The organism is Selenomonas sp. FC4001 (assembly GCF_000701565.1).
GTDB classification, from domain to species: domain Bacteria; phylum Bacillota; class Negativicutes; order Selenomonadales; family Selenomonadaceae; genus Selenomonas_A; species Selenomonas_A ruminantium_B.
The window spans coordinates 65,823-87,654 of sequence record NZ_KL370793.1 but is presented as its reverse complement, the minus strand read 5'-3'; the positions used below and the strand labels follow the sequence as shown (position 1 = coordinate 87,654).

Here is a 21,832-nt window from a genome sequence, read left to right as displayed (position 1 = left end):
CACCCGCGAGCGATGGGGATGGGGATTTTACTGGAGTTTGTTACGGTGAGCCTGTCTGCATTTTTATGCGGACAGGCTTTTTTTATAATTTTTTAGGGAGTGTGGATGATTTTGCAAAAACTTGTAAGCAAATTGTCGCAAATGCTGATAACCCTTGTGGGCGTCAGCTTTCTGACATTTTGTTTGACCTATCTGGCACCGGGGGACCCGGCGGCCATGCTTTTGGAGGCCGGTGATACGATTGTATCGCAGGAAACCTTGGACAAGACCCGCGCAGAGCTGGGCCTGGATAAGCCGTTCCTCGTGCAGTATGTCAACTGGGCCGGAGGCGTTCTCCATGGGGATATGGGCATGTCTTACTCGGCCAAGAAACCGGTAACGGATAAACTGCTCGAAGGCTTTGCCGGAACCCTGACGCTGGCGGCTGTGACGATTGTGTTCGTCCTGCTCATATCCCTGCCACTGGGGATATGGTCGGCTGTGCATCGCAATGGCTGGCAGGATTATCTGGTGCGGACGGTTTCGTTTATCGGGGTATCCATGCCGACCTTTTGGCTCGGTCTTATCTTTCTCTATGTGTTCGGCTTGAAGCTGGGCTGGTTCCCGATTGCCAAATCGGCGGTGACGGCACAGGGCATTGTTCTGCCGGCACTCACATTAGCGCTTTATATGTCGTCCAAGTATATCCGGCAGGTGCGCACGGTGTTCTTGGAGGAACTGCAGCAGGATTATGTGGTGGGCGCTAGAGCCCGCGGACTTTCGGAGAAAGCAATCCTCTGGAAGCATGTGCTGCCCAATGCCGTTCTGCCGTTGATTACGCTCTTGGGCATGTCCATTGGCTGGCTTCTGGGCGGCGTGGCCGTAATCGAAATGGTGTTCTCCTGGCCGGGCATCGGCAATATGGCGGTGCGGGCGATTTCCATGCGGGATTATCCGCTGATTGAAGGCTTTGTGCTCTGGATTTCCATTGTGTACATGGCCATCAATGCGTTGGTGGATTTGTCTTATGTCTACCTTGACCCGCGTCTGAAGAAGGAGGCCCATTGATGACGGTTTTTCGGGAAAATAAGTTATTTGCTTTTTATACGGGGCTGGTCGTGCTGATTGTTCTCTTGGCTATCTTTGCCCCGTATCTTGCGCCGCAGGACCCCATGGCGGGAAATATGAAATTGGTTCTGCAGACGCCGTCTGCGGAGCATTTCCTCGGCACGGATAAGCTCGGACGGGATATCTTCTCCCGCATCCTCTGCGGCACGCAGATTTCGCTCTTTATGGCCCTGTGTCTCGTGGCTCTGATTGCCATGGTGGGTACGCTGGTCGGCGTGCTGGCCGGTTTCTTTGGCGGCTGGCTCGAAACGATTCTCATGCGCTTTGCGGATATGATGCTCGCGTTCCCCGGTATCGTGCTGGCCATTGCCATCGCCGGTATCTTGGGGGGCAGCGTAATCAATACCATTCTGGCACTGCTCGTTGTCAGCTGGGCAAAATATGCCCGCCTGGTGCGCAGCCTTGTTCTTCGCCTTAGAAATCAAGATTTTATTCAGGCGGCCAAGATTCAGGGCGCGAAAACCGGCAGCATTCTTTGGCGTCATATTCTGCCCAATGTCATGCCCATGGTGGTCATCACCGGGGCTATGGACATCGGCACCATGATGATGGAAATTGCCGGGCTCTCCTTCTTGGGCTTTGGTGCCCAGCCGCCGACGCCGGAATGGGGCCTGATGCTCAACGAGGGCCGTCAGTATATCCAGACGGCGCCCTGGCTCATGATTTATCCGGGCCTGGCCATCTTTATTGTCGTAGCTATATTCAATCTGTGGGGGGACAGCCTGCGGGATGTTCTCGACCCACGGCAGGAATAATATATTTTTTATAAAGGGGTAGATGTTTGAGATGAAAATGTTCAACACGAAGAAGTTATGGAAGGCCGTCAGCCTCGGCCTGTGTGGTGCAGCACTGACCGTTATGCTGGCTGGCTGTGGTGCGGATAATAGCAGCAGCGCCGACAAGGGTGTACTCAAAGTTGGCGTGACGAACTTTGCCGATACGCTTGAACCCACGCAGAATTTCTTTGGCTGGGTCGTTATGCGTTATGGCCTAGGCGAATGTCTGACGAAGTTTGACGAGAAGATGAACGTACAGCCCTGGCTGGCCGAAAGCTGGAGCATCAGCGACGACCACATGACCTGGACGTTCAAAATCCGCGAGGGCGTAAAATTCTCCAACGGCAATCCGCTGACGGCTGAAGCTGTTAAGGCTTCCATTGAACGCGCTTTTGCCAAGAACAACCGCGCCGCTACGTTCTTCAAGTACAAGGAAATCAAGGCAGAAGGCCAGACCCTGACCATCGTGACAGAGAAGCCTATGCCGAATATGCCGGGCTTCCTGGCTGACCCGCTGTTCATCATTGTGGACACCAGCGCCGAAGGCAGCCGCGACTTTGCCAAGGAAGGCCCCATCTGCACCGGCCCGTACATGGTGGAATCCTTTGTGAAGGAAAAGGCCGTGATGAAGAAGAACCCGAACTACTGGGATGGCGAAGTGCCGTTTGAAACCGTAGAAATTCCGTCCATTGACGACCCGAACACCCGCGCTATGGCGCTGCAGTCCGGCGAAGTGGATATGGCGGTAAACATCGCGGCTGGAGATATGGATACCTTCCGCGGCAACGACAAGTTCTTCGTGGATGAAATTTCCTCTCTGCGCACGGTGCTGGCTCGTCTGAACCACAAGGGCATTCTGAAGGATGACAAGGTGCGCGCTGCGCTTATCTGCGGCTGTGACCGTGAAACCTATAACAAGGTTCTCTTGAAGGGCACCTTCCTGCCGGGCAAGGCTCCTGTACCGCCTTCCATGGACTATGGCTTTGACCAGCTGAACGACCCCAATGCCTACAATCCGGAACGCGCTGCAAAACTCCTCGATGAAGCAGGCTGGAAAGATACCAATGGTGATGGCATCCGCGACAAGGACGGCCAGCCGTTGAAGCTCGACTTCGTTGTGTATAACAGCCGTGCCGAACTGCCGCTTTACGCAGAAGCTGTACAGTCCGACCTTAAGAAACTCGGTTTTGACATCAACATCAAGACTGTTGACTATAACCTCGTTGACCAGATGGGCATCAAGGGCGAATATGACCTCCTGATTTCCAACATCACGACGGCCAACACCGGTGACCCGGAAATCTTCCTCTCCTGGTACTGGAAGACCAACAACAACGGTGACAACCCGCAGAATGGTTCCGGTTACAGCAATCCGGCACTCGATGCCAAGTTCAATGAACTGGCCGCTGAATTTGACAAGAGCAAGCGCCGTCAGCTGATTATCGACATTCAGCAGATTCTCCTCAACGATGGTGCGGCACTGTTCCTGGGTTATCCGCAGACCAACATCATCAGCAACAAGGTTCTGTCCGGCGTGAAGATGTATCCTTCCGATTATTACTGGATTACGAGCCTGATTAAACCGGCGAAATAAGTAAAGGAAGCAAAGATGCTTTTAGATGTAAAGAATTTATCAATTGCCTATCAGGGCAAGCCTACGGTGTCTAATGTCAATTTTGACCTGCAGGCAGGGGAGATTATGGCCATTGTCGGGGAATCCGGCAGTGGCAAGACCTCTGTGATTCGGGCGATTTTGGGCTGTCTGTCCGGCAATGGGCAGGTAGAGGGCGGCCAAATCAACTTCGGCGGCCGTGATATTGCCCATCTGAGCAACAAGGAATGGCTCTCCATTCGCGGCAAGGACATTGCCATGATTTTTCAGGACAGCGGCAATATGCTCAATCCTGTGCAGACCATTGGCAAGCAGTTTGTGGAATACCTGCAGCTGCACAGCTCTATGAGCAAAAGTGAGGCGGTAGAAAAAGCCTGCGCTCTGCTTACCCGCATGAATCTGCCCGACCCGCAGCGTGTGATGGAATCCCATGCCTTTGAGCTCAGCGGCGGCATGCGCCAGCGTGTCGGCATTGCCATGGCTCTGGCCTTTGCGCCCAAACTGCTGCTCGCTGATGAGCCGACTTCGGCTCTCGATGTGACCACGCAGGCACAGATTGTGGACGAGCTCATGCAGGTTGTTCACGAGGCAGGTTCAGCCATGATTATCGTTACCCATAATATTGGTGTGGCGGCGCATATGGCGGATAAAATCATGGTTATGGCCGGCGGCAAAGTGGTGGAGTACGGCAGCACGGCGGAAGTCATTGAAAATCCGCAGGCAGATTACACCCGAACCCTTTTGCAGGCTGTGCCGGAGATTGGAGGCACACGCTATGTCGGATAAGGAAATTTTGCTGTCCACGGATAAAATCTGCAAGGAATTTACCAAGAGTGACGGCACGAAGTTTACCGCCTGCAAGGATGTGAGCCTGCAGCTCTACCGCGGCGAAACGCTGGGACTGGTCGGTGAGTCCGGCTGCGGCAAGTCCACCTTTGTGCGCACGATTATGGGCTTGCATCCGGCTGACAGCGGCAAAATCTTTTTTAAGGGCGAGGATATCACGAACCTTTCCGGCGAAAAACGCCGGGAGATGGCCAAGCATATCCAGATGATTTTTCAGGACCCCTCTACGGCCTTTAATCCCAAGATGCGGATTCGCGATATCATCTGCGAGCCGTTGCGCAACTTTGCCAAGGTTTCCGATAAGGAAGCGGAAGCTAGAGCCGTGGCGCTGTTGGAGAAGGTGGAACTGGCGCCGGAAATTGCCCTGCGTTATCCGCATGAACTCTCTGGCGGCCAGCGCCAGCGCGTCGGCATTGCCCGGGCACTTATCCTAGAGCCGGAAATCATCATCTGCGATGAAGCTACCAGCGCTCTCGATGTGTCTGTGCAGGACAGCATTGCAAAACTTTTGGCTAAGATTCAAAAGGAACGTGGCGTAAGCTACATCTTTATCTGCCATGATTTGGCGCTCGTAAGTTTAATCAGTCATCGGGTGGCCGTCATGCAGCAGGGCCAGATTGTCGAAGAATTGCCGGGGGATAAGATACAGGAAGCGCAACATCCTTATACGCAGAAACTGCTCAGCTCTGTATTTACCGTGCGGGCCAGAAGTTAAAAAATATTTTTTTTAGGTATTGAAGCCCTCATTTTTTTATGGTAAACTACTTAGGTATGTGGACGGTCCTCTGAGTGAGCATGAGCTTGCCACGAACGTCTGGTTAAGGAGGAAAATATAAATGAACATCATCGAGACTCTGGAGAAAGAACAGCTCCGCAGCGACATTCCCGTATTTGCACCTGGCGACAAAGTTCGCGTACATGCAAAGATCGTCGAAGGCAACCGTGAGCGTATTCAGGTATTCGAAGGCCGCGTAATCGCTCGTCAGGGCGTTGGCGTTCGTGAGACTTTCACCGTTCGTCGTATTTCCTACGGCATCGGCGTAGAACGTCTGTTCCCGGTTCATTCTCCGCGTATTGCCAAGATTGAAGTTGTTAGCCGCGGTGTTGTCCGTCGTGCAAAACTTTATTATCTGCGCAACCTTACGGGTAAAGCTGCTCGTATCAAAGAAAAACGCTAATCTGCGTAACGGTAGGGACTGCTTCCGAGCAGTCCCTATTTTCATTAGCGTAATACAGCTAAAACACAGCAAGAGGAGGAACCCCTTATGAGTTCATTAGGCGAAGAAGCAAAGGACTGGCTTATTTCCATCGTCATTGCGGTGGTACTGGCCTTCTTTATCCGCGAGTTCATCGTGGAATTATACATTGTAGATGGCCCCTCCATGCGGCCCACCCTGCAATCCCAGGAACGGCTCGTGGTCAATAAGTTCATCTACAATTTCCGGGCACCCCAGAAGAATGAAATTCTCGTGTTTGAATATCCCCGGGACAGAAGCCGTGATTTTATCAAGCGGGTTATTGCTACGCCGGGTGATACGGTAGAAATCAAGGCCAGCAAGGTTTATGTCAATGACCAGCTGCTGACGGAGGATTATATCTTAGAACCCACCCGCAGCGAGTATCCCAAGTCCACGGTACCGCAGGGCACCGTCTTTGTGATGGGGGATAACCGCAACAATTCCGAGGACAGCCGCTTTGCCGATGTGGGCTTTGTGCCCTTCGACCTGATTAAGGGTAAGGCTATGCTGGTGTTCTGGCCGATTGGACAGTTTAAGACGCTGCCGTAATAGGGGAGGCATGGACGATGAAGTTTATTTCCTGGAATGTCAACGGCCTGCGGGCCTGTCTGAAAAAGGGATTTATGGAGTCATTCTGCAAGCTGGATGCCGACGTGTTCTGTCTGCAGGAAACCAAAATGCAGCCGGACCAGGCAATCCTCGATTTGCCAGGTTATAAGCAGTATTGGAATAGCGCTGAGAAAAAGGGCTATTCCGGCACGGCGGTATTCAGCCGTATTGAGCCATTGAATGTCACCTATGGCCTCGGCATTGAAGAACACGACCATGAAGGCCGGGTAATCACCTTGGAATTTCCCGAGATGTTTTTGGTGACGGTCTATACGCCGAACTCCAAGCGGGAACTCGAGCGGCTTTCCTACCGTATGGAATGGGAAGACGCCTTTCGGCAGTATTTAATGAAGCTGGATGAACAAAAGCCTGTGGTTGTCTGCGGGGACCTCAACGTGGCTCATCAGGAGATTGACCTCAAAAATCCCAAGACAAATCATCACAACGCCGGCTTTACCGACGAGGAAAGAGCCAAGTTCGGTGAGCTTTTGGAAGCGGGCTTTATCGATACCTTCCGTACGTTATATCCGGAGCGCACGGGTATCTACACCTGGTGGTCCTATCTGCGCAAGGCTAGGGACAACAACGCCGGGTGGCGCATTGATTACTTCGTGGCCTCGAAGCGCCTACAGGAAAACATCAAGGATGCCACCATCCACAATGAGATTTTTGGCAGTGACCATTGCCCCGTGGGCTTGGAGATTGAATGCTAGAAAAACCTTGACAGGGGCACGGCCATAGGATAAAATTTATACGTTATGTTGAGCTTTTGGGGGATACAGTTATGTATCCTTCCTTGCTTTATAGAATTTAGGAGGCAGATTACACTAAAATGAGTATGACCACCAATGAAAATTTAAGAAACATCGCCATTATCGCCCACGTTGACCATGGTAAAACCACCCTGGTCGATGGCATGCTGAAGCAGAGCCATGTGTTCCGTTCCAACGAACAGGTTGCAGAACGCGTTATGGACTCCGGCGATATCGAGCGTGAACGCGGCATTACGATTCTTTCCAAGAACACGGCCGTTATGTACAACGATGTAAAAATCAACATCGTGGACACCCCGGGCCATGCTGACTTCGGCGGCGAAGTGGAACGTGTCCTCAACATGGTTGATGGCGTTGTACTGCTGGTGGATGCCTTCGAAGGCCCGATGCCTCAGACGAAATACGTGCTGCGCAAGGCTCTCGAACAGAAGCTGAAGCCGATTGTAGTTATCAACAAGATTGATAAGCCGAATCAGCGTGTAGATGACGTTTATGATGAAGTTCTCGAACTCTTCATGGAACTCGATGCCGATGATGACCAGCTCGACTTCCCCGTTATCTATGCTACGGCTCGTGACGGTATTGCCAAGTACAGCATGGATGACGACAACGACAACCTGCAGCCGCTGATGGAAACCATCGTGAAGGAAATCCCGGCTCCGCATGGTGACCCGGATGCTCCGCTGCAGATGATGATTACCACGCTGGAATCCGATGCTTTCGTAGGCCGCGTGGCTATCGGCCGCATCATCCGTGGTACGGCTAAACCGAACCAGAATGTCTGCATCATCAATGGCGACCAGGAAACCAAAGCGAAAATCGGTAAGGTATTCACTTATCAGGGCCTGCAGCGTGTAGAGAGCGAATCCGCCAGCATGGGTGAAATCGTAGCCCTGACCGGTCTCGGTGATGTATCCATCGGTTACACCGTAGCTGACGCTGAAAATCCGGAAGCTCTGCCGACGATTAACATCGACGAGCCGACCCTGTCCATGACCTTCGGTGTTAACACGAGCCCGTTTGCCGGCCGTGAAGGTCAGTTCGTAACGTCTCGTCACCTGCGTGACCGCCTGTTCAAGGAAATCGAGACCAATGTGGCCATGAAGGTTGAGGAAACGGATTCTGCTGATGTATTCAAGGTTTCCGGTCGTGGTGAACTCCACCTGTCCATCCTGATTGAAACCATGCGCCGTGAAGGCTATGAACTGCAGGTTGGTAAGCCGGAAGTAGTTTATAAGACCATCAACGGTCAGCTCTGCGAACCGATTGAAAACCTGACGGTGGAAGTGCCCCAGGAATACATGGGCGCTGTTATGGAAGGCCTCGGCACCCGTAAGGCTGAACTCACCAATATGACGGAGACGGCTGGCTACATGCGCCTCGAATTTACCATTCCGGCCCGCGGCCTGATTGGTTTCCGTTCCGAACTGCTGACGAGCACCAAGGGTAATGGTATCATGAACCATGTGTTCCATGGCTATGCTCCGTACAAGGGTGACATTCCGGGCCGTACGCGCGGTTCCCTCGTTGCTTTCGAACAGGGTGAAACCACTGGTTATGGTATCTTCTCCCTGCAGGATCGCGGCGTAATGTTCATTGAGCCGGGCGAACAGGTTTATGAAGGTATGATCGTTGGTGAAAACTCCCGCGATAATGATATCGACATCAACCCCTGCAAGAAGAAGAACGTATCCAACATGCGTACGTCTTCCTCTGACGAAGCAATCCGCCTGACCCCGCCGAGAATCCTCTCTCTGGAACAGGCTATCGAATACATCAATAATGATGAAATGGTTGAAGTTACGCCGGAACACATCCGTCTGCGCAAGAGCATTTTGGATCGTACCGTGCGTGGCCGTGCAGCCAAGAATGCACGCAAAGGTTAATCGTTAGGTTAACATCTATATACTAAGACGCCCGGTGGCTGATAATACTTTCCCTTAGCTTATGCAGGCTTGCCTAACGCAACGGGAAAGCATCATCAGCCACCGGGCTTTTGCGTACATTACATTAGCATGCTAAGGCGCCCGCGAGGCTTTGGCTTACATTATATTGAGTTGACAAGTCAATTTTTGACATGTCAGATTGACTTGTCAATGGGAGAGTTTTTCGTATTGCGGTGAAATCGTGAGAAAAACCTTGAAAATTTGCGGAAATGCAGGTATTATAGTATAGATATCGAAATAGACAGGAGGCAGGTTATTGATGAAGAAATTTACGAAGTGGCAAGGTTGTGGCAATGATTTTGTTTTGTTCGACTGCCTGCAGGATGATATAGAGGATTACGCATCGGTAGCCCGGAAGGTCTGTGACCGTCATTATGGCGTCGGGGCAGATGGGATTCTCGTGGTACTGCCTTCTGCGCATGCGGATTTCCGCATGCGGATTTTCAACACCGATGGCAGCGAGGCGGAGATGTGCGGCAACGGCATCCGCTGCTTTGCCCGCTATCTCTATGACTTCGGCCTGACGAAGAAAACGCGCTTTACCGTGGAGACGGGAGCCGGGATTTTGGTGCCGGAGATTGTGCTCGAAGGCGGCAAGGTCAAGGGCATTAAAGTGGATATGGGTGAGCCGCATCTTTTGGGTGAGGAAATACCTGTTGTCGGCTTTGACGGGTCAAAGGTTATTGACAAGTCAATGTCCGTTGACGGTCAGGAATATCATTTCACGGCTGTATCCATGGGCAATCCGCACTGTGTCATCTTTGTGGATGATGCGGAAAATTTCCCCATCTATGAATTGGGCCATAAGTTTGAGGAACACGCGCTGTTCCCGAAAAAGACCAATACGGAGTTTGTGGAGGTCAAGGACCGCCAGCATGTACGCATGCGCGTCTGGGAACGTGGGGCTGCGGTGACGCTGGCCTGCGGTACGGGCTCCTGTGCGACGGTGGTGGCCGGCATTCTGAACGGCAAATTGGACAGAGACGCTGCCACGGAAGTGGAACTGGATGGCGGCAAACTTTCGATTCATTGGGCGAATGATAACCATGTGTTTATGACTGGCCCGGCTGAACTGGTGTTCAGCGGCGAGTTGGCAGATTGTGAGGCGTGTGTATGCTGAAGAGTATGACCGGCTTCGGTGCCGCAACGGTGGAGAATAATGATTACAAGGTGACGGTGGAGTTAAAAGCCGTCAACCAGCGGTTCTTGGAACTGAATTTCCATATGCCCCGGCAGTTTGGGGAGTGGGAAGAAAGTTTGCGTCAGCTTATCCGCAAGACTGTAGCCCGCGGCAAGGTGGATATTTTCATCAATTATCAGGACAAGCGGGAAGCCAAGAGCAGCATCCGTGTGGATAAGGGGCTGGCTTTGGCCTATCAGTCGGCCTTAAATGAGCTCAGCGATACCCTGCATCTGCCACGGCCTGACAGCGCGGCGATGTTTGCGGGTTTTCCCGATGTGCTGCAGGTGGAGCAAACGGCAGATTTTGAAGGTCTGCAGCCGGTGCTCACGGAGGCTATGGCGCAGGCGCTTGTGGCCTTTGACACCATGCGTCAGCGGGAAGGCGCGCATATCGCAGAGGACTTTGCTAAGCGCCTGGACAAACTTGAGGAAATGCGCCAGCAGGTGATTAAGCTCGCGCCGGCCATTGTGGAAGAACGGCGCAAGCATCTGCAGGAAGTGCTCGAAGAAGCGCTGGCTGGCAAGGACTTTGATGAAACGCGGATTATTCAGGAAACCGCACTCTTTGCCGACCGTGTGAATTATACGGAAGAAGTGGTGCGGCTCGAGAGCCATATCGGCCAGTTCCGTCAGATTATGGCGGCAGGTGAGCCTGTAGGCCGGAAGCTGGACTTCCTCATTCAGGAATTTAACAGGGAAACGAACACCATTGGTTCCAAGGCCAATAGTACCGAAGCGGCCCAGCTGGTGGTGGATATGAAAAGCGAAATCGAAAAGATTCGCGAGCAGGTGCAAAATATCGAGTAAAGGGGAGATACTGATGGATATTAAACTCATCAATATCGGCTTTGGTAATATTGTATCGGCCAATCGGATTGTGGCCATTGTGAGCCCGGAATCTGCGCCTATCAAGCGCATTATCCAGGAAGCCAGGGATGGGGAACGGCTGATTGATGCGACTTATGGACGCAGAACCCGTGCAGTAATCATTATGGACAGCGACCATGTCATCTTATCGGCGGTGCAGCCGGAAACGGTAGCTCATCGCGTAGAGGATGACGATGATGATGTAAAGACGGAGAAAGAGAAAGAAGACGAGGAATAAATGAGTAAAGGATTATTGATTGTCGTTTCCGGTCCTTCGGGAACAGGCAAGGGCACGGTATGCAGTGAACTTTTGTCCCAGGCCCAGGACCTTGCGTATTCCATTTCCGCTACGACCCGTCAGCCGCGGGCTGGAGAAGTGGACGGCAAGAACTACTACTTCATGGATAAGGCCGATTTTGAAAAGAAGATTGCCGAAGGCGGCTTTTTGGAATATGCCAATGTCTATGGCAATTACTACGGCACGCCGCTGGGCAAAATCGAGGAACGGCTGGCAGAAGGTGTGGACATCCTGCTGGAAATCGATACCCAGGGTGCCTTGAGTGTCATGGAAAAATGCCCCGATGGGCTCTTTATCTTCCTTGTGCCCCCGTCTCTGGCAGAGCTGGAGCGCCGCATCCGCGGCCGTGGTTCCGAGACGGAGGAATCCCTGCAGAAGCGCATGGGTTCTGCCCGCAAGGAAATCGAAGATGGCAAAAAATACGGCTATGTGGTGGTTAATGATACGGTGAAAAATGCCGTACAGCGCATTATGGCGATTCGCACTGCAGAACACTGCCGTATGGATAAAAATCAGGAAATTTTTGAGGAGTTGGCAAAGTAATGAAAGTAATGAGCAAACCGGAAATGAGCATGGTAAACCCGTCTACGGATAAACTGATGTCCCGCGTGGACAGCCGTTATGGTCTGGTGGTATGCGCTTCCAAGCGTGCCCGTCAGCTGGTGGATGGCGAAGAACTCAAGGAAATCGAAATGAAATCCACCAAAGACGTGACCAATGCTCTGGAAGAAATCGCAGAGGGCAAAATCGCCTACAAGATTTCCAAGGCTGACCTCTAAGATGAGCAGCTTAACAGGCAAGAAAATTGTATTAGGCGTGACGGGAGGCATTGCCGCTTACAAGGCGGTGGAGATTGCCTCCCGTCTCCGCAAAGCCGGAGCAGAGGTTCATGTCATCATGACGCGGGAGGCCACGGAGTTTGTCACGGAACTGACCTTCCGGGAGATTACGGGTCAGCCTGTGTCTGTGGATATGTGGGCTAAGGTAGCGAACTTCAATGTGGAACATATTGCGCTAGCTACGCTGGCTGACCTTGTGCTCATTGCCCCGGCCACGGCCAACATCATTGCCAAGACGGCGGCGGGCATCGCCGATGATATGCTGACCACTACGGTACTGGCCACCAAGGCACCCATCGTCATGGCACCGGCCATGAATACCAATATGTATGAGAATCCTGTGACCCAGAAGAATATCGCGGAGCTAAAGAGCCGGGGCGTGCAGATGATTGAGCCTGCCTCTGGCCACTTGGCCTGCGGTGTAGAGGGCAAGGGCCGTCTGCCGGAACCTGTGCAAATCGTACAGTTCGTCATGGATTTTATGGGCGGAGAGCAGCCGTTGCAGGGCCGCAAGATTATCGTTACTGCCGGTGGCACCATTGAGCCGCTGGACCCAGTGCGCTACTTAGGCAATCACTCTACGGGCAAGATGGGGTATGCCATTGCCGCGGAAGCCGCAAAGCTTGGTGCAGAGGTGCTCTTGGTATCTGGTCCTAGCAATCTGGCTGACCCAGCAGGCGTAAAGACCGTGCGCATTCAGACCGCGTTGGAAATGCAGGCGGCCGTGCAGGCAGCTTACGATAAAGCCGATGCGGTTATCATGTCGGCGGCTGTGGCCGATTACCGGCCCAAGACGGTGGCAAAGGATAAAATCAAAAAAAGCGATGATGAACTGGTGCTCCATTTAGAGCGCAATCCGGATATTCTCTACGGTCTTGGTCAGCAAAAAGACAAGCAGATTTTGGTGGGCTTTGCGGCGGAAACCTGCAATGTGGAGGAATACGCCAAAAAGAAGCTCTCGAAGAAGAATCTGGACTTTATCGTGGCCAATGATGTATCGGCTAAAGATGCAGGCTTTGCTGTGGACAACAACCGGGTGCAGATTTACTTCCGCAACGGCGAATGTGAGAAATATCCATTGATGAGCAAGCAGGAATTAGCCGGCATCATCTTGAATAAGATAGTAGAGATGATGTAAAGCAAAGGAGGCGCGCTATGCCTAAGGTTACCCGTGAAGATATTCCCAACTGGTTCCAGCGCAAGACTGGTTTTAACGTAGATGTGGAAGAACTGAAAAAAGCGGCGGAACTGGACCGTATAGCCTGTGCCGATGAGCCCATGAAGATGATGCGCGACCTCTGGGGGATAACCCCGCGGGATTGCGAGAAAATCCTGGGTGCACCCAGCCGCACCGTGGAGATGTGGTTCCATAAAGATGCCTCCAGACCCCCTTCTTGGGTTGTGCGCCTCATTGTGGAAAAATGTGCAGACCTGCATGAGCGTCGTCTGGAGCGGGAGAAGAAGCGGCAAAAATGATGGAAAAAAGCCCCCAGAATCCGTGGGGGCTTTTATAATGCAAAGGAGAAGAAAGTATGCAGGCAAATGCCTTAAAGAAAAAAATGGAGGATGCCCTGAGTCAGGCGCTGAGTCTGGCAGGGGAAAAAGATGTGGAAGCAGCGGTGGATATCCTGCGCCAGCAGATTGAAGCAGTGGAGGCGTTGAATCTCTACAATGACGGCCGTGCCGATTACTATGACTTCAATACGCTGATGGAAATGGTGATGTTCCAGAGCCAGCATCCGGAAATCCATCCCGTGTCCGATATCGAAGAACCGCTGAACCGCTTATACGCCATGTATGGCTCGTTGCTGTTGGAGCAGGGCAAGCTGGACGAAGCGCAGGAGGCTTTGGCTATTGCCATGGACTGGAATCCTATGAGCGCCGATATTGCCTTTGAGCACGCGGAGGTTTTTAAGCAGAAAAAGGACTGGGAAAAGCTCAAGGAACTGACCATTGCCATATTCCCCATCGCCTACAAGCGCCGGGAAATTGCCCATTGCTATCGCAACTTAGGCTATTACTTCGTGGAAAAGCAGATGTGGGATGAAGCCGTAGGCTGTTATCTGCTCAGCATGAGTTTTGCCGATGCAGAAGGCCGCTATCAGGCGGAACTGGAGCTTAAGTACATCCACGATGAAACGGAAGGCCAGGCCCAGCGTCCCTCAATCGGAGCTCTGCGCTCCTATGGGGAAAAGTACGGCTTCCCCATAGGCCCGGACAGCAAAATCATCGAGACCGCCATGCAGTACGGCAAGACCATGCTGGCTAATAAGAAATACGAACACGCCCAGTATTTCCTGGACATTGCCTATAAGCTTACGGAGAGCAAGGAATTGAAGGAGCTGCTGGACGGCATTAACAAGGCTATGAAATAAGCCTGTGATAGATAAATTACAGTTTGCCAGTACGTGCTGAAATTTTTTGTTACAGCTCAGTTTGGGCGGAGGTGGTAATACTTTTCGCCGTTGCACTGAATGACCCACAAGTAAATGTATGGGCTTTTTAGTTACCTGCGCCGGGCAAGACCGGCGGCGCGTATGTTCAGCTCAGTTTTTAGTCTGTGCCGTTTGTGGGCCAGTCCTCACTGCGTTCGGACAGTCGTTCCACGGCGAAAAGCATCACCACCTCCGCCCTAAGCAATGTCCGTATAAGATGGCATTTTCTCGGTGACAAGCAGCAAGTACATCGATGTTCTTGCTACGGGAGCAACGAGTTCGTGGCAATAGTAAAGGCCGTAGCTTGGGGCGGACGGGGAGTGATTTTTCTGTAGGGAGCGACTGCCTGAACGAAGTGAAGGCCGGCCCCGGTAGAAATCAGCTAAGCAAATACGCTGAAAGCAGCGCCGTTGGCCTGCCCGGCGCAGGTAACTGGACAGCTCTACTTTGCGAAGGGGTCGTTTAGCGGAAAACAGAAAAATTACTCCCCGTTCGCCCCTTGACAACGTATGAACTGGATACCTTTATCACGAACTGTCCGATAAACTGCAATTATACAAGTGCAGTTATCTTCACTTATTCTTATAAGCGAAATATGTCTTACGCATTTCTTCCCGGGTTTTGGCGGCGGGCCAGAGTTCACCAAGGGCCCCTTGACGCATGGCGGCGCCTAGGTGGTCGTAGACATCGGGAATCTGGGGCTCCAATTTGGCAATGAGTTCCTTGACCTCCTGGCGGCAGGTGTTGCCGTCATGGGGGCAGGGGCTTTTGACCGGGTCAAAACCATGGATGTTGATGGCTTCGATCAGTTCTTTTTCCCGGAAGTAAACCAAGGGGCGTATAACCGTCAAATCCATGCGGTCCAGATAGGTGACCGGGGTAAATGTATGCAGCTGACCGGAGTAGAGCAGGCTCATCAGAAAGGTTTCCACGGCATCATCATGGTGATGGGCATAGGCGACCTTGTTGACACCGTGCTCTTTGGCATAGCGGTTCACGGCTCCCCGGCGGAAAAAGGCGCAGGTAAAGCAGGGATTTTTGTCCGGGCATGTTTCAATGGTGCCCGCAATGTCCACATCGATGATTTCATAGGGAATGTTGAGCTTCGCCATGAAATCCTTGGCCCGCTCGATATCAAAGAAGGCAGGACGTCCCTGCTCGTCTTTGAACTGGGGATTGATGGTGAGGGCGGTCAGCTTGAAATCCTTGTGCAGCCGCTGCTTCAAGATGGCCATGGCGTAAGCGAGGAAGATGCTGTCCTTGCCGCCGGAAATGCCCAGCAGAATGTGGTCGCCGTCGGCAATCATATCGAATTCCACCACAGCCCGCATCAGCTTGCTGTAGTAAAGTTGTGGCATATTGAGATTCATAACATGCTCCTTTGCATTATCGAATATAACAAATAAAAAACCGGCATTCAGCCGGTTTTTTTACGCTTGCTGTACAGTTCGTCGAGATACTCCTGCCCGCTTATTCCGTCCTTGAATATAAACCGTTAATCAAGCAGTCATATTTACGTTATTGCCGGTATTATTTCCTGCAGAATAAGCCGAAACCTTGGCGCGTTTATCATAACGTAAAATTATCATGGCTCCGTCGGACATCCTCTTGGTAATCGTAGCACTTTCCACAGTATCACGAGAAGCGGAGGTGTCGTTCTTATCAGAGCTCTGGTGAAATGAGTCCGATGTCCTCGTTATGGCATCTACCGAGGCGATGCCAGAGGCAACTAGGTTCCAGCGATAGGCAAAGCTGCCAATACCACTCGTACCGCTCATAACAATCCCTCCCTTGCAAGTGCAGGCAGGATAGTATCTCTAATTCGATTATAACATGAAACGTGCCTGTGGACAAATGTTTTCTTAAGTATACTTGAGGCTTTTACTCAGAATTCAAATGATACATGGCAGCCACAGCCTGTCCCAGGCAAATGCCACCGTCATTAGGGGGAATCAGGCTGTGGCGCAGAACCGTGAAGCCCTGTTCCTGCAGGAAGGTCGTGACAAGTTCCGTCAGCAGCAGGTTTTGGAAAACGCCGCCGGACAGAGCTGTTGTATTTAAGCCCGTGTCTTTACGGGCACGCAGGCAGGCGGCCGTGATGAAGCGGGCAAGGCCGGCATGGAAGAGATAGGCCAGTTTGCCAGAGTCCTCACCTTTTAATCGCTGCTCCAGCAGATAGGCAAAGAGTCGGTCGGTGTTCATCTCAGCAGGAACAGGCAGCGCATCTTTGTGTTCGTCCTGCCATTTGCGGGCCGCAAATTCCAAATACATGCTGGCTTCGCCTTCGAAGGTGGAGCTAGTGCGGATTCCTAAGATGGCGCTGACAGCATCAAAGAGGCGTCCGGCGCTGGTGCTCTTGATGGTGTTGATGTTGTTATCCAGCATGAAGAACATGGCCTCCAGGTCAGCTTCACTGCAAAGATTTAACGCCTTAGCATGTTTGCGCGTTTCTTCCTTGTCGCCGGTCAAATCGTAAAGCAAAGACACGGCAATGCGCCAGCCCTCCCGGCTGGCTTTGTCGCCGCCGGCCTGACGGAAGGGGGTAATAGAAGCGAGCCGTTGAAAGCCCTTAAAATCAGCCTGCAGAATTTCTCCGCCCCAGATGGTGCCATCGGTGCCGTAGCCAGTGCCATCAAAGGACACGCCGATGACGGGGGCATCGTAATCATTTTCTGCCATGCAGGAGAGAATATGGGCGTAGTGATGCTGAACCGGGAACAGGGGCAGGCCAAGCTCCTTGGCAATGGTGACGGTGTTATAGCGTGGGTGCATATCGCAAGCAACAATTTTGGGGGCGCACTCCAGAAGCTCCGTCAGCCGCTGGATGGTTTCCCGCAAAGCCTGCATGGTGCGTAGGTCGCTCATATCGCCCACGTAGGGGGATGGATAGAAGATGTTGTCACAGCCAACGCAGAAGGTGTTCTTGAGCTCGCCGCCAATGCCCAGCACAGCTCCTTGCCAAGCGTTTTTCAGCATAAAGGGCAGGGGAGCAAAGCCACGGCTGCGGCGAATCATGTAGGGCTGGCCAGTGAGCCAGTCCATTACCGTATCGTCAGCGCGAATGCGAATCTTGCGGTTATGAGACAGCATTAAATCACAGAAGCCGCTAAGGGCAGCGACGGCTCCGTCATCATCCCGGCAGATGGGTGCGCCTGCCGGATTGCCGCTGGTCATGATAAGGGTATCGGGCATGGTGAGTCCGTCAGGATAATCAAAGAGCAGCATATGCAAAGGCGCATAGGGCAGCATCATACCGATTTTGGGATTGCCGGGAGCTACATTGTCCACAATTTGACCGGTCAATTTTCGCTTTAAGAGGAGAATGGGCTTTTGATGGCCTGTGAGCATTTCTTGCTGGCCGTCTTCTACCTGACATTCACGCTCTACCGCCGTCATATCCCGGGCCATGATGGCAAAGGGCTTGATTGGACGATGCTTTAACTTTCGCAGGCGGCGGACAGCGTTATCGTTGGTGGCATCACAGCAGAGATGAAAGCCGCCGATGCCCTTGATGGCCACAATTCCGCCCGCGATAATGGTTTGACGGGTGCGGGTGATGGCGGCAGCCCCGCGCACATCTTCCTCGCCGATGAGATAGACTTCCGGCCCGCAGTTGTTGCAGCAGACAGGCTGGGCATCATAGCGGCGGGTGGCCGGGCTGTCGTATTCGGCCTGACAGCTGGGGCACATGGGAAATTCCCCCATGCTTGTGCGCTCACGGTCATAGGGCATGGAGTCTAAAATGGTGAGGCGGGGGCCGCAGGCGGTGCAGTTGATGAAGGGATGAAGATAGCGTTTATCCTGCGGGTCAAAGAGTTCCGCTTTGCATTTATCGCAGGTGGCAATATCCGGGGATACGAAGATGGAACCCCGCTCCTTGGCGCTTTCAATAATTTGGAAGTCGGCATATGTTTCGGCCTGGTCAAGTTTTTGACGGGTCAGCTTCAGGATGGAGGCCCGCTCGGGCGGTTCCTGCTCGATGGCGGTGAGAAATTGGTCAACCGCTGCCTCACTTCCCTGGGCGAAGACCTCCACGTAAGGCCCCTTGTTGCAGACACTGCCGCAGATATGAAAACGGGCGGCCAATCGCGTCACAAAGGGACGGAAGCCTACGCCCTGTACGATGCCGAAGATTTTGCTTTGATAAAGTGCCATGATTGTCACTCGCCTTCCTTTGAAATCACTCTCTATTATATATTAAGGAGATTGTGCCATGCAAATATGGTGATATAAGATTGGATTAAATTTGTAATAGACTGAAAAATTGATAAAAATAAAAATTTTTTGCGTCAGGGGGTGTATTTTTTTTAATAGATGTGTTACACTATAAGTGTCGATAGGCAAGTAGCCGGATATCCCACCGGTTTACATCGGAAAAACCTATCGGTCTCTTCTCTGGAAACATATCCCAGTTTCCAGTATCCCATTTCCTTACATCTTTTTAGCGAGAACCGGAGTCAGTGGAGTGATACCGGTTCTTTTGCTGTCTGTAACTATATTTTCAGTTGGGAATGAATCATTCAAAATGAAAAAATCAGCATCATGGATTCGAACATGGTGCTGATTTTTTTCAATGCTAGAGAATAGTTCGGCGGTGATGTATAATATCATTATCGGAAATATAGAATGAATAGGAGCATGAACTTGAAGGTAATTAATTTTTACGGCGGTGCTGGCATTGGCAAGAGTACCATTGCCGCAGATATTTTCTCGAAGCTGAAACGCAAAGGGCACAAGACGGAATTGGTCGGCGAATATGCCAAGTGGCTCTGGTATCAGAACGCCACGGACATCGTGCAGGACCAGTTGTATCTCTTTGCCGAGCAGGTACACCGGCTCAAGACGCTGGAACGCTATGGCGTGGAGTATGCGGTCTGTGATTCGCCGCTGCCTTTGAATATCATTTACAACAATACGCCGGATGAACTCTTTGACCAGCTGGTCATGCATGAGCATGCCAAGTTTGACAATGTGGAATACCTCCTGCGGCGCAATGATGAATTCATCAGCATTGATGGGCGCAAGGAGACCAATCTGGAACGGGCCAAGGTAAAGGATGATGAAATCAAGGCTGTTCTGGATGGAGCTGGTATCGGCTATACCGTCATATCACCATGGGAAACCGATAAGGTATTGCTGGATTTGAAAATGAAATGAGGCATATCCTCTGCGGATTTATGTTGATTTTGTTGGAGGTGAGTAACCGTGAAAAAATTTACAGCCATATTGACCATTCTGCTGCTGTTGACTATGACACTTCCGGCGATGGCGGCATCTGCTGTCAACAGGGATGGCTATTACAAAGGGATTAAACTCTGCGGCAGAGTGAAGGTGGTGGATCACTTTGCTGATATTAAAGTCAAGGTAGTGGATTCCTTCCCGGACCTAAAGGTGAAGGTCGTGGAAGCTTTCCCGGATAAAATCGGCGAGTGGAAGTTCGTGGAAAGCGGTGAAGACTTTACCGTACAGTTTGTCGAAAATTTCCCCGATATCAAAATCAAGTATGTGAATGCGTTTCCAGGAGTGGAATGATTACGATCTTGTTCCATTTTTCTTGTCTTTCCTTCTTATTTTATGGTAAAATGATTGTTACGTGGTTTTGAGAGGGGCGTTGCAACCCCTCAAACGGTAAAACATGTGTTTGTGTTAAATTTATAGGACAATTGGAGGATTTATTTTGTCAGCTTTAAGCGCAGAACTTGATAAAGAAATTGAAAAGCGTCGTACCTTTGCCATCATCTCCCACCCGGATGCTGGTAAGACGACGCTGACGGAAAAACTTTTGCTCTACGGTGGTGCCATTCATTTGGCCGGTTCCATCAAGTCCCGCAAGACGCAGCGTCATGCGGTGTCCGACTGGATGGAAATTGAAAAGCAGCGCGGTATCTCTGTAACTTCGTCGGTATTGCAGTTTGACTATGATGGCTGCCGCATCAACATTCTCGATACGCCGGGCCATCAGGACTTCAGTGAAGACACCTACCGCACCTTGATGGCTGTGGACAGCGCCGTCATGGTTATCGACGTAGCCAAGGGCGTCGAGGCGCAGACGAAGAAGCTCTTTAAGGTCTGCAAACAGCGTGGTATTCCCATCTTTACCTTCGTCAACAAGCTCGACCATTTCGGCAAGGCGCCGATTGACCTGATGGACGAAATCGAAAACGTTTTGGGCATTCGCTCCTATCCGATGAACTGGCCGATTGGTCAGGATGGTCAGTATATGGGTGTGTATGACCGCCGCAACGACAAGGTGCTGCTCTTTGCCGCCGATACTACCCATGGTCAGGAAGCCCGCGTAGCCGATGTATTTGAGCCGGATGACCCGCAGGTTATCGAACGTGTAGGTGAGGACGTTTGGGAAGCCCTGCAGGAGGATTTGGAACTCTTGAGCGAAGCTGGTGAAGAATTTGACATGGAAAAGGTCAATGCTGGTGAATTGACGCCGATGTTCTTTGGCTCGGCCATGACCAACTTCGGCGTGCAGGACTTCTTGGAGGGCTATATTGAAATGGCGCCGACGCCGCAGCCGCGCAAGTCCTCGGAAGGTCTGATTGCCGCCAACGATGAAAAGTTCTCGGGCTTTGTCTTCAAGATTCAGGCGAACATGAACCCCGCACATCGTGACCGTCTGGCCTTTATCCGCATTTGCTCCGGTAAATTCGAGCGCAATATGGAAGTCTGGCATGAACGCACAGGCAAGATGCTGAAACTTGCCCAGCCCCAGCAGTTCCTGGCGCAGGACAGACAGATTATCGACACGGCATATCCCGGCGATATCGTTGGCCTTTTTGACCCGGGCGTGTTCGGTATCGGCGATACGGTCTGCGATGCCAGCCATAAGTTCAAATATGCTGATTTCCCGGTATTCCCGCCAGAAAAATTTGCCCGTGTACAGGCCAAGGATACGATGAAGCGCAAGCAGTTCGTCAAGGGCATTGAGCAGTTGACGCAGGAAGGTGCGATTCAGCTGTTCCAGCAGGCTGGTGCTGGTACGGAATCCTATATTGTCGGCACCGTTGGCACGCTGCAGTTTGAAGTGCTCGAATACCGTCTCAAGAACGAGTATAATGTAGATATCGAAATGAATATGCAGCCTTATGAGGTGGCGCGCTGGATGGCCTTTGAAGACGGCCATGAAGTAACGCCGGCTGAACTTAAAGGCGCTGACCGCGGTATGTTCGTTTACGACCGCCACAATAACCCGGTGCTGCTCGTGAACAACGAATGGGCTTTGGGCTGGATTACCGACAACAATCCGGACCTCATCCTCAATCACGTACCCTTCGACAAAAAAGAAGCATAAG

The 21,832-nt window shown here is 51.9% G+C and carries 23 protein-coding genes; 20 read left to right on the top strand and 3 right to left on the bottom strand.

All coding sequences use genetic code 11. From position 1 onward, the window contains the following. Positions 1 to 105 precede the first annotated feature (105 nt). The 17 genes from nikB to T320_RS10060 all read left to right on the top strand — a co-directional run bounded on the left by nikB (position 106) and on the right by T320_RS10060 (position 14,468). Positions 106 to 1,047: a nickel ABC transporter permease gene (gene nikB / locus T320_RS10140; RefSeq protein WP_037355497.1), complete on the top strand. Its 942-nt coding sequence runs from the start codon at positions 106 to 108 to the stop codon at positions 1,045 to 1,047. Then, on the top strand, positions 1,047 to 1,862 hold the full coding sequence (gene nikC / locus T320_RS10135) for a nickel transporter permease (RefSeq protein ID WP_037355495.1): 816 nt from the start codon (positions 1,047 to 1,049) through the stop codon (positions 1,860 to 1,862). The genes nikB and nikC overlap by 1 nt, the downstream gene beginning before the upstream one ends. Before the next feature lie 31 nt (positions 1,863 to 1,893). Further along, positions 1,894 to 3,477: an ABC transporter substrate-binding protein gene (locus tag T320_RS10130; protein WP_037355493.1), complete on the top strand. Its 1,584-nt coding sequence runs from the start codon at positions 1,894 to 1,896 to the stop codon at positions 3,475 to 3,477. 15 nt (positions 3,478 to 3,492) lie between these two features. Next, entirely contained in the window at positions 3,493 to 4,281 is a 789-nt protein-coding gene (locus T320_RS10125) for an ABC transporter ATP-binding protein (RefSeq protein ID WP_037355491.1), read from the top strand. Continuing rightward, a complete protein-coding gene (locus T320_RS10120) occupies positions 4,271 to 5,056 on the top strand; it encodes an ABC transporter ATP-binding protein (RefSeq protein ID WP_037355489.1) in 786 nt (261 codons plus the stop codon). The genes T320_RS10125 and T320_RS10120 overlap by 11 nt, the downstream gene beginning before the upstream one ends. 121 nt (positions 5,057 to 5,177) lie before the next feature. Next, positions 5,178 to 5,519: a 50S ribosomal protein L19 gene (gene rplS, locus T320_RS10115; protein WP_014424772.1), complete on the top strand. Its 342-nt coding sequence runs from the start codon at positions 5,178 to 5,180 to the stop codon at positions 5,517 to 5,519. A gap of 87 nt (positions 5,520 to 5,606) precedes the next feature. Then, positions 5,607 to 6,128, top strand: coding sequence for a signal peptidase I (gene lepB, locus T320_RS10110; protein ID WP_026760972.1), 522 nt, complete (start codon positions 5,607 to 5,609; stop codon positions 6,126 to 6,128). Positions 6,129 to 6,145: 17 nt separating this feature from the next. Then, positions 6,146 to 6,901: an exodeoxyribonuclease III gene (locus T320_RS10105; protein ID WP_026760971.1), complete on the top strand. Its 756-nt coding sequence runs from the start codon at positions 6,146 to 6,148 to the stop codon at positions 6,899 to 6,901. A 125-nt stretch (positions 6,902 to 7,026) separates the two neighbouring features. Continuing rightward, on the top strand, positions 7,027 to 8,847 hold the full coding sequence (gene typA / locus T320_RS10100; RefSeq protein ID WP_037356480.1) for a translational GTPase TypA: 1,821 nt from the start codon (positions 7,027 to 7,029) through the stop codon (positions 8,845 to 8,847). 319 nt (positions 8,848 to 9,166) lie between these two features. Next, positions 9,167 to 10,027: a diaminopimelate epimerase gene (gene dapF / locus T320_RS10095; protein ID WP_037355488.1), complete on the top strand. Its 861-nt coding sequence runs from the start codon at positions 9,167 to 9,169 to the stop codon at positions 10,025 to 10,027. Beyond that, the gene (locus T320_RS10090; RefSeq protein ID WP_037355486.1) at positions 10,021 to 10,896 is read left to right on the top strand and encodes a YicC/YloC family endoribonuclease; all 876 of its coding nucleotides are present in this window, start codon (positions 10,021 to 10,023) and stop codon (positions 10,894 to 10,896) included. The genes dapF and T320_RS10090 overlap by 7 nt, the downstream gene beginning before the upstream one ends. Before the next feature lie 13 nt (positions 10,897 to 10,909). After that, positions 10,910 to 11,194 carry an extracellular matrix/biofilm regulator RemA gene (remA, locus tag T320_RS10085; RefSeq protein WP_026760967.1) on the top strand — a complete coding sequence of 95 codons (285 nt, stop codon included), beginning with the start codon at positions 10,910 to 10,912 and terminating at the stop codon, positions 11,192 to 11,194. Further along, the gene (gene gmk / locus T320_RS10080) at positions 11,195 to 11,797 is read left to right on the top strand and encodes a guanylate kinase (RefSeq protein ID WP_037355484.1); all 603 of its coding nucleotides are present in this window, start codon (positions 11,195 to 11,197) and stop codon (positions 11,795 to 11,797) included. After that, positions 11,797 to 12,033 carry a DNA-directed RNA polymerase subunit omega gene (rpoZ, locus tag T320_RS10075; protein ID WP_173437244.1) on the top strand — a complete coding sequence of 79 codons (237 nt, stop codon included), beginning with the start codon at positions 11,797 to 11,799 and terminating at the stop codon, positions 12,031 to 12,033. The genes gmk and rpoZ overlap by 1 nt, the downstream gene beginning before the upstream one ends. 1 nt (position 12,034) lies before the next feature. Continuing rightward, the gene (gene coaBC / locus T320_RS10070; protein ID WP_037355483.1) at positions 12,035 to 13,231 is read left to right on the top strand and encodes a bifunctional phosphopantothenoylcysteine decarboxylase/phosphopantothenate--cysteine ligase CoaBC; all 1,197 of its coding nucleotides are present in this window, start codon (positions 12,035 to 12,037) and stop codon (positions 13,229 to 13,231) included. Positions 13,232 to 13,248: 17 nt separating this feature from the next. Next, positions 13,249 to 13,569, top strand: coding sequence for a hypothetical protein (locus tag T320_RS10065; protein WP_026760963.1), 321 nt, complete (start codon positions 13,249 to 13,251; stop codon positions 13,567 to 13,569). Between the two features lie 56 nt (positions 13,570 to 13,625). Then, a complete protein-coding gene (locus T320_RS10060) occupies positions 13,626 to 14,468 on the top strand; it encodes a hypothetical protein (protein ID WP_037355482.1) in 843 nt (280 codons plus the stop codon). A 632-nt stretch (positions 14,469 to 15,100) separates the two neighbouring features. On the opposite strand, the gene T320_RS10050 is transcribed toward T320_RS10060, so the two are convergent. From T320_RS10050 to hypF, 3 genes are all read right to left on the bottom strand, one after another. Next, entirely contained in the window at positions 15,101 to 15,898 is a 798-nt protein-coding gene (locus T320_RS10050; RefSeq protein WP_037355478.1) for a tRNA 2-thiocytidine biosynthesis TtcA family protein, read from the bottom strand. Positions 15,899 to 16,027: 129 nt separating this feature from the next. Beyond that, entirely contained in the window at positions 16,028 to 16,306 is a 279-nt protein-coding gene (locus tag T320_RS10045) for a hypothetical protein (protein WP_026760960.1), read from the bottom strand. A gap of 103 nt (positions 16,307 to 16,409) precedes the next feature. Beyond that, entirely contained in the window at positions 16,410 to 18,683 is a 2,274-nt protein-coding gene (gene hypF, locus T320_RS10040) for a carbamoyltransferase HypF (protein WP_037355476.1), read from the bottom strand. 483 nt (positions 18,684 to 19,166) lie between these two features. Here hypF and T320_RS10035 point away from each other — a divergent pair, with 483 nt between their 5' ends. The 3 genes from T320_RS10035 (at position 19,167) to T320_RS10025 (ending at position 21,831) form a co-directional block, all read left to right on the top strand. Beyond that, the gene (locus tag T320_RS10035; protein ID WP_230578476.1) at positions 19,167 to 19,685 is read left to right on the top strand and encodes an AAA family ATPase; all 519 of its coding nucleotides are present in this window, start codon (positions 19,167 to 19,169) and stop codon (positions 19,683 to 19,685) included. Positions 19,686 to 19,733: 48 nt separating this feature from the next. Next, on the top strand, positions 19,734 to 20,060 hold the full coding sequence (locus tag T320_RS10030; protein ID WP_037355474.1) for a hypothetical protein: 327 nt from the start codon (positions 19,734 to 19,736) through the stop codon (positions 20,058 to 20,060). A 145-nt stretch (positions 20,061 to 20,205) separates the two neighbouring features. After that, positions 20,206 to 21,831 carry a peptide chain release factor 3 gene (locus T320_RS10025; protein WP_037355472.1) on the top strand — a complete coding sequence of 542 codons (1,626 nt, stop codon included), beginning with the start codon at positions 20,206 to 20,208 and terminating at the stop codon, positions 21,829 to 21,831. Position 21,832 lies beyond the last annotated feature (1 nt).